12 protein-coding genes are annotated in these 11,937 nt (G+C 44.7%); 9 read left to right on the forward strand and 3 right to left on the reverse strand.

Going from position 1 to position 11,937, the window contains the following annotated elements; translation table 11 throughout:
* The first annotated feature begins 725 nt into the window (after positions 1–725).
* The 8 genes from P3L57_RS17850 (at position 726) to P3L57_RS17885 (ending at position 7,486) form a co-directional block, all read left to right on the forward strand.
* Entirely contained in the window at positions 726–1,715 is a 990-nt protein-coding gene (locus P3L57_RS17850) for a LacI family DNA-binding transcriptional regulator (RefSeq protein WP_069486827.1), read from the forward strand.
* Positions 1,708–2,589, forward strand: a complete 882-nt coding sequence (rbsK, locus tag P3L57_RS17855) for a ribokinase (protein WP_069486826.1) — start codon at positions 1,708–1,710, stop codon at positions 2,587–2,589. Before P3L57_RS17850 ends, rbsK begins: the two co-directional genes overlap by 8 nt.
* Positions 2,586–2,981, forward strand: a complete 396-nt coding sequence (gene rbsD / locus P3L57_RS17860) for a D-ribose pyranase (RefSeq protein WP_069486825.1) — start codon at positions 2,586–2,588, stop codon at positions 2,979–2,981. The genes rbsK and rbsD overlap by 4 nt, the downstream gene beginning before the upstream one ends.
* Before the next feature lie 14 nt (positions 2,982–2,995).
* On the forward strand, positions 2,996–4,477 hold the full coding sequence (locus tag P3L57_RS17865) for a sugar ABC transporter ATP-binding protein (protein WP_044159584.1): 1,482 nt from the start codon (positions 2,996–2,998) through the stop codon (positions 4,475–4,477).
* A 1-nt stretch (position 4,478) separates the two neighbouring features.
* Positions 4,479–5,450, forward strand: a complete 972-nt coding sequence (gene rbsC / locus P3L57_RS17870; RefSeq protein ID WP_059292403.1) for a ribose ABC transporter permease RbsC — start codon at positions 4,479–4,481, stop codon at positions 5,448–5,450.
* 11 nt (positions 5,451–5,461) lie between these two features.
* Positions 5,462–6,379, forward strand: a complete 918-nt coding sequence (gene rbsB / locus P3L57_RS17875) for a ribose ABC transporter substrate-binding protein RbsB (RefSeq protein WP_069486824.1) — start codon at positions 5,462–5,464, stop codon at positions 6,377–6,379.
* Positions 6,380–6,487: 108 nt separating this feature from the next.
* Entirely contained in the window at positions 6,488–7,024 is a 537-nt protein-coding gene (locus P3L57_RS17880; RefSeq protein ID WP_069486823.1) for an SH3 domain-containing protein, read from the forward strand.
* 165 nt (positions 7,025–7,189) lie between these two features.
* A complete protein-coding gene (locus tag P3L57_RS17885) occupies positions 7,190–7,486 on the forward strand; it encodes a DUF3892 domain-containing protein (RefSeq protein WP_024123076.1) in 297 nt (98 codons plus the stop codon).
* Between the two features lie 41 nt (positions 7,487–7,527).
* Here P3L57_RS17885 and P3L57_RS17890 read toward each other — a convergent pair whose 3' ends face one another.
* The 3 genes from P3L57_RS17890 to alsS all read right to left on the reverse strand — a co-directional run bounded on the left by P3L57_RS17890 (position 7,528) and on the right by alsS (position 10,695).
* On the reverse strand, positions 7,528–8,055 hold the full coding sequence (locus P3L57_RS17890; protein ID WP_044159591.1) for an NAD(P)H-dependent oxidoreductase: 528 nt from the start codon (positions 8,053–8,055) through the stop codon (positions 7,528–7,530).
* A 97-nt stretch (positions 8,056–8,152) separates the two neighbouring features.
* Complete coding sequence (gene budA, locus P3L57_RS17895; RefSeq protein ID WP_227598616.1) at positions 8,153–8,920, reverse strand: acetolactate decarboxylase; 768 nt, start codon at positions 8,918–8,920, stop codon at positions 8,153–8,155.
* Between the two features lie 62 nt (positions 8,921–8,982).
* Positions 8,983–10,695, reverse strand: a complete 1,713-nt coding sequence (gene alsS, locus P3L57_RS17900; protein ID WP_264798206.1) for an acetolactate synthase AlsS — start codon at positions 10,693–10,695, stop codon at positions 8,983–8,985.
* A 157-nt stretch (positions 10,696–10,852) separates the two neighbouring features.
* Between alsS and alsR the strand changes: the two genes are divergently transcribed.
* Positions 10,853–11,761: an acetoin biosynthesis transcriptional regulator AlsR gene (gene alsR, locus P3L57_RS17905; protein ID WP_264798207.1), complete on the forward strand. Its 909-nt coding sequence runs from the start codon at positions 10,853–10,855 to the stop codon at positions 11,759–11,761.
* Positions 11,762–11,937 lie beyond the last annotated feature (176 nt).

Genomic DNA, 11,937 nt, shown 5'->3' on the forward strand with positions numbered 1-11,937 from the left:
GGCATTATGTAACATAATCTCCCCTAATCTACTGAGCCAAACTTCTCTTTTGAAAGAGATTTTGTACCTACAAAGTGTTTTCTATTTTTGGAAATTGACAGGACTTACATCTTATCGATTTTTTTAATACTAAAAACGAATGCGCTTTCATTTACCAAATGATTTCCTTCTGGACGTTTAGTCACGCCTTGAATGTTCAGTTTAATATGCATTTCAAATCAATCTTTTTTCCAGCCCGGTATATCAGGCTTTTGCTGATACAATGCGTGTTTCCGGTTCTTATGAACACAAAATTATTTCTGCCTGTTTCTTAAGGATAAGGTCATAATGTCATCCTTTCTGCACGGAATAGACAATATTAGGCCCATTCCAAATTGACTAATGGCCCCTGCAATAAAAACGGCAAACAAACAGGTCCAGGTTCTCTAACATAATTAAACATTTCCTGGGCGGATAGTCTAATCTGTTTTATCCTATTTACAGGTCTAAACGCATGACTTTGAAACAATTTTAATAAAACTTAATATTCGTTCATGAAATGTTCATCCAGATTTGTGAAGACTTTGTCAAAAAAAGCGTGATGATCTTTAAATTCTCATATTTATACACCATTTACAGTTCGGTTTGCTCTATCGCCATGTTTTATTTTTTTTCTTATTGCCAATAACAGAATGTTCATGATAATCTATCTATGTAAACGGTTACATATATGAGGAGGAGCTGTGTTGGCTACAATTAAAGATGTCGCGGGAGCCGCGGGCGTCTCAGTTGCAACGGTCTCCCGCGTTCTGAATGACAACGGCTATGTGCATAAAGAAACGAGAACACGTGTGATGACCGCCATGGAGAAGCTGAACTATTATCCGAACGAAGTCGCCAGGTCTCTTTATAAAAGAGAATCCAGGCTGATCGGGCTTTTGCTTCCGGACATTACAAACCCTTTCTTCCCCCAGCTTGCCCGCGGCGCGGAGGATGAATTGAACCGGGAAGGCTATCGGCTTATTTTCGGCAACAGTGACGAGGAATTAAATAAAGAACTTGAATACCTTCAAACCTTTAAACAAAATCATGTCGCAGGTATTATTGCTGCAACAAATTATCCGCATCTTGAGGAATACAGCGGCATTGATCAGCCAGTCGTTTTCCTGGACAGAACACCTGAAGGCGCTCCTTCTGTATCCAGTGACGGACATACCGGAGGAAAATTAGCAGCGGAAGCAATTGTTCATGGAAAAAGCAAACACATTACGCTCCTGAAGGGCCCTGCTCACCTGCCCACTGCCCAAGACCGCTTTCACGGCGCTTTAGAGGTATTACAGCAGGCGGGTGTTGATTTTCAGATCATCGAGACGGCGTCCTTTTCTTTTAAGGATGCACAGGCACTGGCAAAGGAGCTGTTTGTCTTATATCCTGAGACAGACGGGGTAATTGCCAGTAATGACATTCAAGCAGCGGCTGTTTTGCATGAAGCTTTGCGGCGCGGGAAAAAAGTGCCCGAGGATATTCAAATTATCGGCTACGATGATATTCCCCAAAGCGAGCTGCTGTTTCCGCCGCTGTCAACGATTAAACAGCCGGCATATGACATGGGTAAAGAAGCGGCTAAACTTCTTTTGAGCATCATAAAAAAACAGCCTCTCGCAGAAACGGCGATTCAAATGCCCGTCATGTATATAAGAAGAAACACGACAAGAAAGGAAGAAAACGATGCGTAATATTTGTGTGATAGGAAGCTGTTCTATGGATTTGGTGGTCACCTCAGACAAACGCCCAAACGCGGGCGAAACCGTGCTGGGTACTTCATTTCAAACTGTGCCGGGCGGTAAAGGCGCGAATCAGGCTGTTGCCGCCGCCAGACTCGGCGCCAATGTTTTTATGATTGGCAAGGTTGGTGACGATCAATATGGAACAGCCATCATGAATAATTTAAAAGCAAACGGTGTTCGCACCGACTATATGGAACCGGTTACACATAAAGAAAGCGGCACCGCCCACATCGTGCTTGCCGAAGGTGATAACAGTATTGTCGTCGTTAAAGGCGCAAATGATGAGATCACCCCATCTTATGCGATAGACGCTCTTGAAAAACTTGAAAATATCGATATGGTTCTGATTCAGCAGGAAATCCCGGAAGAAACGGTTGATGAAGTGTGCAGATACTGCCATTCTCACGACATCCCGATCATGCTTAACCCGGCACCGGCCCGCCCGCTGAAGCAGGAAACCATTGACCATGCCACCTATCTTACGCCGAATGAACATGAGGCGGCGATCTTATTTCCGGAGCTGACGGTTTCTGCAGCATTGGCGCTTTATCCAGCGAAGCTCTTTATCACTGAAGGCAAACAAGGCGTGCGCTATTCAACCGGCAGCAAAGAGCGGATCATCCCTTCCTTCCCTGTTGAGCCTGTCGATACAACCGGGGCGGGTGATACGTTTAACGCGGCTCTTGCAGTGGCGCTGGCGGAGGAAAAAGATATTGAAGCTGCATTACGGTTCGCAAACCGCGCCGCCTCCCTATCTGTATGTTCTTTCGGCGCTCAAGGCGGAATGCCGTCCAGAAAAGAAGTAGAGGAGCTGCTGTCATGAAAAGACACGGTATACTGAACAGTCATCTTGCCAAGCTATTGGCTGACCTTGGCCATACTGACAAAATTGTCATCGCTGATGCAGGGCTTCCCGTTCCTGACGGCGTCCTGAAAATTGATCTCTCACTGAAGCCGGGTTTCCCGGCTTTCCGGGATGTAGCCGCAGTGCTGGCAGATGAAATGGCGGTTGAAAAAGTAATTGTCGCATCCGAAATAAAGGTATCCAATCCAGAGAATGCGAGTTTTATAGAAACCCTTTTTTCTGAAGAGGCAGTTGACTGCCTTCCCCACGAGGAATTTAAGGAGCTGACTAAAGAAGCTAAAGCTGTCATACGAACAGGAGAATTCACACCATACGCCAACTGCATCCTGCAGGCGGGTGTGCTTTTCTAGAAAGGAGGACCGATATGCAAATCGAAATGAATGACATTCATAAAGCATTCGGAAAAAACCAGGTGCTTTCAGGTGTGTCCTTTCAGCTCAAGCCTGGCGAAGTTCACGCACTGATGGGAGAAAACGGCGCCGGCAAGTCCACCCTGATGAACATCCTGACTGGTCTGCACAAACTGGACAAAGGACGGATCACCATAAATGGTAACGAGACGTATTTCTCCAACCCAAAGGAAGCCGAGCAGCACGGAATCGCCTTCATCCATCAGGAACTGAATATCTGGCCGGACATGTCCGTACTTGAGAATCTATTTATCGGAAAAGAAATGTCAACGAAATTTGGTATTTTACAAACCAGAAAAATGAAAGCGCTAGCAAAAGAACAATTTGATAAACTATCCGTCTCACTTTCACTTGATCAAGAAGCGGGTGAATGTTCCGTCGGACAGCAGCAGATGATTGAAATCGCAAAAGCGCTCATGACAAATGCCGAGGTGATCATTATGGATGAACCTACCGCGGCTTTGACTGAACGGGAAATCAGCAAGCTGTTTGACGTCATTACGGCTTTAAAAAAGAACGGTGTATCCATTGTATACATCTCACATCGAATGGAAGAAATTTTTACGATTTGCGACAGAATCACCATTATGCGTGACGGAAAAACCGTTGATACAACAAACATTTCAGAAACCAATTTTGACGAGGTCGTGAAAAAAATGGTCGGACGTGAGCTGACGGAACGGTATCCTAAACGCGTCCCTTCACTCGGAGACAAAATATTTGAGGTGAAAAACGCCTCCTCAAAAGGAAGCTTTGAAGATATCAGCTTTTATGTCCGTTCCGGTGAAATTGTCGGCGTTTCCGGTTTAATGGGAGCCGGACGAACAGAAATAATGAGAGGACTGTTTGGCATTGACCGGCTCGATTCGGGTGAGATTTGGATTGCAGGAAAAAAGACTGCGATTAAAAATCCGTATGATGCTGTGAAAAAAGGGCTCGGTTTTATTACGGAAAACCGCAAGGATGAAGGACTGCTGCTCGACACATCGATTCGGGAAAATATTGCGCTGCCCAATTTAGCCAGTTTTTCTCCAAAGGGCATCATTGATCACAAGCGGGAAGCAGCGTTTGTAGACCTTCTCATAAAACGCCTGACCATCAAAACGGCTTCACCAGAAACGCACGCGCGCCATTTGTCCGGCGGCAACCAGCAAAAGGTCGTGATTGCCAAATGGATCGGTATCGGCCCAAAAGTGCTCATATTGGATGAGCCGACAAGAGGCGTGGATGTGGGCGCGAAACGGGAAATCTATACGCTGATGAATGAGCTCACTGAACGCGGTGTCGGCATCATTATGGTGTCATCAGAGCTGCCGGAAATACTCGGGATGAGTGACAGAATCATCGTCGTCCATGAAGGCAGAATCAGCGGAGACATCGAAGCGCGTGAAGCGACACAAGAACGAATTATGACACTTGCCACGGGAGGGCGGTAACATGAAAACGGAACAACTGAAGCAATCAGAAAAAAAACAGATTCACTTCGATGGCATCATGCAGAAGCTCGGCCCGTTTCTCGGTTTATTTATTCTCGTTATGATCGTATCGATTTTAAACCCGAGCTTTCTTGAGCCTTTGAATATTTTAAACCTGCTTCGGCAGGTGGCGATTAACGGATTGATCGCATTCGGCATGACCTTCGTTATTTTAACTGGCGGCATTGATCTTTCTGTCGGGGCTATTCTCGCCCTGTCCAGCGCCTTAGTCGCGGGTATGATTGTATCTGGTGCCGACCCGATTCTCGCCGTCATCATAGGCTGTTTGATTGGCGCTCTTCTCGGGATGATCAACGGACTGTTAATCACAAAAGGGAAAATGGCCCCTTTTATCGCGACGCTTGCGACCATGACTGTCTTCCGCGGACTTACTCTTGTGTATACAGACGGAAACCCGATCACAGGGCTTGGCACTAACTATGCCTTTCAGCTGTTCGGCCGCGGTTATTTCTTAGGAATTCCAGTACCTGCAATTACAATGGTTCTCGCCTTTGTTATCCTTTGGGTGCTGCTACACAAAACGCCGTTCGGGCGCCGGACATACGCAATTGGCGGCAATGAAAAAGCGGCACTCATCTCAGGCATAAAAGTCACACGTGTAAAAGTCATGATTTATGCTTTAGCCGGTCTATTATCCGCTCTTGCCGGCGCGATTTTGACTTCCCGTCTCCACTCGGCACAGCCGACAGCTGGAGAATCATATGAACTGGATGCCATCGCAGCGGTTGTCTTAGGCGGAACGAGTCTTTCCGGGGGCCGCGGGCGCATTGTCGGAACGTTAATCGGGGTGCTGATTATCGGCACACTCAATAACGGACTCAACCTGCTTGGCGTCTCATCATTTTATCAGCTGGTTGTTAAAGGGATAGTCATTTTAATCGCGGTATTATTAGACCGCAAAAAGTCAGCATAGGAGGGTTTTACATGAAAAAGGCTGTATCCGTCATTTTGGCGCTGTCACTGTTTATATTGAGCGCCTGTTCGCTTGAGCCTCCCCAATGGGCGAAGCCGTCAAACTCAGATAAGAAAAAGGAATTTACCATTGGCTTGTCGATCTCAACGCTTAACAATCCCTTTTTTGTTTCTTTAAAAAAGGGAATTGAAAAAGAAGCGGAAAAGCGCGGAATGAAGGTCATCATCGTCGATGCACAAAATGATTCCTCCAAGCAGACTAGTGATGTGGAGGACTTAATTCAGCAAGGCGTTGATGCCCTGTTAATCAATCCAACTGATTCTTCGGCTATTTCAACGGCAGTAGAGTCTGCAAATTCGATCGGTGTGCCTGTCGTCTCAATCGACCGGTCCGCTGAACAAGGCAAAATAGAAACCCTCGTGGCTTCAGACAATGTAAAAGGCGGAGAAATGGCCGCAGAGTTCATCACAGACAAGCTTGGAAAAGGTGCTAAGGTGGCGGAGCTTGAAGGCGTTCCGGGTGCCTCCGCTACACGGGAGCGCGGTTCAGGCTTTCACAAAATCGCAGATCAAAAGCTGGATGTTGTCACAAAACAATCAGCTGACTTTGACCGCACTAAAGGCCTGACTGTCATGGAAAATCTGCTCCAAGGACACCCGGATATCCAAGCGGTTTTCGCTCATAATGATGAAATGGCGCTTGGAGCTCTCGAAGCGATTAACAGCTCCGGCAAAGAAATTTTAGTCGTCGGTTTTGACGGAAATAAGGATGCGATTTCTTCGATTAAAGATGGTAAGCTCTCAGCCACTGTCGCTCAGCAGCCTGAATTGATCGGTAAATTGGCAACGGAAGCAGCGGATCAGATTTTACATGGAAAGAAAGTTAAGAAAACAATATCAGCACCTCTGAAACTGGAAACGAAAAAATAATGCAAAGGATCAGATCTTTATCTGATCCTTTTTTATGTTTAGCAACCGGCCAAAACGTGAAAGGAATAATAGAAATGATTATTTCTCTTATGTGAGGAGAGGAACGCAATGAACAAACCCATGAAAATACTGTCTACACTTGCACTTGCAGCCGGAATAACTGCGGCTTCTGCCGGCGGGGCAAACACAATTCATGCACAACAGCCAAAAACAAACGTAAGCATTGATGATTTATACAGCTATCCGATTGATTCCTACTTGGTTTCAGCAGAGGCTCTGAATGTCAGAACAAAGGCCTCCGCTACAAGCGCTAAAGCCGACACCCTTCATCTGGGCGACAGCTTAAAGCTCATTTCGTTTTCAAATGCTGATTGGGCAAAGGTTCATTACAAAAACGGAAAGACAGGCTTTGTCTCCACTCATTACATTGTAAAGGCAGCAACAACGATAAAAACCAAAACAAAGACGAAAGCATATACATCCGCTGAAGGAAAAAGCATCAAGACACTCCCGGCTAACACAAGCGTATCTTTTTTAGGCTGGAGTAAAACAAAAAAAGGCGGCTTTGACTTTGATTGGGTCTATGCAGATTACGGCGGTAAGACAGGTTATATCAAAACAAAGGACCTGCAGATGACAAAATAACCGAAAGGGATTCCGTTTACAGAACGGAATCCCTTTTTTCTTCGCTAATGATGGATTGAATTGTCGCATTCAAAATATTTCTCAGGAAATATTGTCGTATGCCGTGTCGAAACCTATACATGATCAACAGCATTTTTGTTTACGTTAAAGGATGGAGGTGGAAAAATGGATCAATTTGAAGCTGCATATGAATCGTATAAATCCAAACAAACAAATATCGATCAGCCAGTTGATACGTCCGGAAAAGAAGAAATTATCGCGGTCAGAAGAAATGAGGAAGACAATATTATCGCGGTGAAAACGAACACAGGAAGAGAACTGGACTATCCCACTGCGCTATCAGAAGCAAAAGCGGGAAAGATCGCTCACGTTGATGTATTTCATAAATACGGACGTGACATTTTACGAAGTGAACCAGACGGCATAAAGGATAATAACCTATCTGAATTACCCGATTTTTAATAGAGAAAGCCCTGTCCCATTCCGGACAGGGCGTTTCTTTTTTAAGAAAAAGGCTGCTGGATATAATCAGCTAACCGTTTTGCACTGATCGCAATATCCTCAGCATTTGCGTATTTCACGCCATAAAACACATATGGCGGGAGATATGTCATGCCAATCAGATTGCTTGTCGCCTGGAACGGCTTCAGGAGCTCACTGATTGAATAATGATTCCCTCCGCCCGCCTGATACTTTTCCGCTTCGCTTCCTGTGGAAACAGCCAGCATCAGCTCTTTGCCATGCAGAGCTTTCCCTTCTGACCCGAAGGCCCAGCCGTATGTCAGCACAAGATCCTGCCATTTTTTAAGAAGCGGCGGAGAGCTGTACCAATAAAGCGGGAATTGAAAAACAATGCGATCGTATTGCTCGCACAGCTGCTGCTCTTTGGCAACATCAATGGCTTCATCCGGATATTCCTTATAAAGCTCCCGTACAGTGATATTGTCATGTTTACTTAATTCCTCTGCCCACGCCTTATTGACGACTGAGGTTTCCATTTGAGGATGAACAGCCAAAACCAGTATTTTCAATGAGACCCACACCTTTATCATTTTAATGTTATTTTAACTAAAATCAGGTAAAGTGCCAAATAAAAAGCAAGCCCTGCACATGTGCGGGCTTGCTTTTTTATTCTGGGCTTCCTTCAGTCGTTTCGATATCTTTGGCGAAATCCGGGTTATCCAGATTGGCATTAAAGAAATCTGCTGTATTTGGAAGTCTGAGATTCATGTTCATTTTTTGAGAAATCGTAACCGTGCAATCCTCAAGCACATAATCAAAGACGTGTCCGCCTGAATTTCGTCCTTCGTCAATGAAGTGCAGGTGATAGCCTGAAACGGCGATTCCGTTCGCATAAGCAGGAGTCAAGAAACCAACGATTGTGCCTCTGATGTTGTCGAAGTTGAAAATCGGCTGTGTTTTGACCGCTTCAATCATTGGCACATATGGTTTTTCTTGCAGTTCCACCGTTCTTGTCTGCACTTTTTTAAACAATCCGTCAATACGGATGGCATAAAATAGGTTTTTACTTGGCAGAATGCTGTTGATTTCTTTTTCAAATTCTTCACGTGTCATTTTCGCATCAATTTTGTGCGTCATATCCGGTGTAAAGAACGTAAATGAGCAAAACGGAGAGCGGTCTCCGCTTTGCACAGGTGTCGCAGTGCCGTCGGAACGAAGACGGTAAAATTCGCCGTCAAATCCAATCAGCTCTCCATCAAGCTTGTTAAAAGTCCCGATACCGAAGTCTCCGTATTTCGGAATATCTGACAGTTCAAAATCGCCGTCATATACTCCGTCTAAAAGAGAAGTCATTGTTGATACTTGATAAACTTGGCTAACGGGCTGTTCTTTTTTGCCGCGGCTCAGCATTTGAATGTTGCTTTCTTGTTTCATATTCCCTTCACTCCTTTAGTAATGTGCTGTTCTTCGAAAACAGTGTCTTGGTGCGCAGAGTGCTAGAGAGCTTTTGTTTTCATCAGTTCTCCAAATTCTTTTGGGAGCTTGTCACTCGCTAAATTAACGTTATCACTGTAGTCAACTGGGACATCAATGATAACAGGGCCTTCAGCATTCATGGCTTGACTCAGAACTTCTTCCAGCTGGTCTGGTGATTCGACACGCAAACCGGTTGCCCCGAAGCTTTCCGCATATTTCACGATATCGATGTTTCCGAACTCGACTGCAGATGTACGATTGTATTTTTTCAACTGCTGGAATGCAACCATGTCATATGTGCTGTCGTTCCATACAATGTGTACAATTGGAGCTTTTAAGCGCACCGCTGTCTCTAACTCCATTGCCGAGAATAAGAAACCGCCGTCACCAGAGACAGAAACGACTTTTTCTCCCGGTTTCACCAATGAAGCACCGATTGCCCACGGAAGTGCAACACCAAGTGTTTGCATACCGTTACTGATCATTAATGATAACGGCTCATAGCTGCGGAAGTAACGGGACATCCAAATCGCGTGTGAACCGATATCGCATGTCACTGTGACGTTATCATCGACTGCATTTCGTAATGCTTTAACGATTTCAAGAGGATGCAGTCTGTCTGACTTCCAATCTGCAGGCACCTGCTCTCCCTCATGCATATATTCTTTTAGATCAGAAAGGATTTTTTGCTCACGTTCCGCAAAATCCACTTTTACAGCATCATGTTCGATATGATCCAAAGTAGATGGGATATCCCCGATCAATTCAAGCTCAGGCTGGTAAGCATGATCAATGTCAGCCAGAATCTCATCCAGATGGATAATCGTCCGGTCTCCATTGACATTCCAGAATTTCGGATCGTATTCAATTGGGTCATAGCCGATTGTCAGAACAACATCAGCCTGTTCAAGCAGCAGATCGCCCGGCTGGTTGCGGAATAAACCGATACGGCCGAAATATTGATCCTCTAACTCTCTTGTAAGAGTCCCGGCAGCCTGATATGTTTCTACGAATGGAAGCTGAACCTTTTTCAAAAGCTTGCGAACCGCTTTAATCGCTTCAGGTCTTCCGCCTTTCATTCCGACTAAAACAACAGGAAGTTTTGCTGTTTGGATTTTTGCGATAGCCGCACTGATTGCATCATCAGGTGCAGGGCCAAGTTTTGGCGCTGCCACTGCACGCACGTTTTTGGTGTTTGTGACTTCATTCACAACATCTTGCGGAAAGCTCACAAAAGCGGCCCCAGCCTGACCTGCTGACGCTGCTCTAAATGCATTTGTAACAGCTTCCGGTATGTTTTTTACGTCTTGAACCTCTACACTGTATTTTGTAATCGACTGAAATAACGCCGCATTATCCAATGATTGATGAGTCCGTTTTAAACGATCGGCACGGATAACGTTCCCAGCAAGCGCAACGACAGGGTCACCTTCAGTGTTTGCAGTCAGCAGTCCCGTTGCCAGGTTAGAAGCACCCGGTCCTGATGTGACTAAAACGACTCCCGGTTTTCCAGTTAAACGGCCTACAGCCTGCGCCATAAATGCCGCATTTTGTTCATGCCGTGCAACAATGATCTCAGGCCCTTTATCTTGTAAAGCGTCAAATACCGCATCAATTTTTGCACCTGGAATGCCAAATACATGTGTGACACCTTGCTCCACTAAGCAATCAACAACAAGCTCCGCCCCTCTGTTTTTCACAAGGGATTTTTGTTCTTTTGTTGCTTTTGTCAACACCCTCACTCCTTATTATGCATTTTAAACATAAAAATTTAAATAAATCTTGTGATACGTTTCACTATACACTCTTTGGAAATTGACCTCCAATATCAATTCGACTTATGATTAATATGTATTACGAATTATTAACCTAAGAAAGGAATGCATATTGATGGAGCTTCGCCACCTTCAATACTTTATCGCAGTTGCCGAAGAGCTTCATTTCGGGAAAGCTGCGCTTCGGCTGAACATGACACAGCCTCCTCTCAGCCAGCAGATCAAACAGCTGGAAAAAGAAGTCGGGGTGATGCTTCTGAAGAGGACAAAACGATTTGTGGAGCTAACCGCAGCCGGAGAAATATTTTTAAATCACTGCCGCACGGCTTTGATGCAAATTGATCAAGCCATTGAACTGGCACAGCGGACGGCTCGCGGCGAGCACGGCCATCTCGTTATCGGTTTTGTCGGATCAGCTACATATGAATTTCTGCCGCCGATTGTCCGGGAATATCGTAAAAAATTCCCATCAGTAAAAATAGAATTACGTGAAATATCCTCGTTTAGGCAGCAGGAGGAGCTGCTAAAGGGCAACATTGATATTGGTATACTTCATCCTCCTTTACAGCACACAGCATTGCATACTGAAATCGCCCAAAGCAGCCCTTGTGTTCTAGCTTTGCCTAAACAACACCCGTTAACATCTAAGGAAGCCATTACAATTGAAGATTTGAGAGATGAACCGATTATTACTGTAGCCAAGGAAGCATGGCCTACTTTATACATTGATTTCATCCAATTTTGTGAGCAGGCTGGCTTTAAGCCAAATATTGTACAAGAAGCGACTGAATATCAAATGGTAATTGGATTAGTCAGCGCCGGCATCGGGATTACATTTGTACCTTCCTCAGCTAAAAAATTATTTAACTTGGATGTGACTTATCGAACAATAGATAAAATACAGCTGAATGCCGAATGGGTTATCGCCTATCGCAAAGACAATCAAAATCCGCTTTTGAAGCAATTTATTAATATTTCAAATTGTCAGCAGTTAAGAACTAAAGAGAGTGATGCAAGTACCTGAAATGATACTTGCGAACTCTTTTTTCTTTTGGGATTCTCATGGAATTTTAATTAATATAATATAATCGCTTAGTACAACTTCATATCAGTATACGTATACATACAGTACAAATAGTTGGCAAGGATACTAGTAAGCGCATGACAATCGTTTGATTTTAGAATGATAGATAGAGAGGT

Origin of the sequence: Bacillus sp. B28 (assembly GCF_029536185.1) — a bacterium.
Lineage (GTDB): Bacteria > Bacillota > Bacilli > Bacillales > Bacillaceae > Bacillus > Bacillus halotolerans.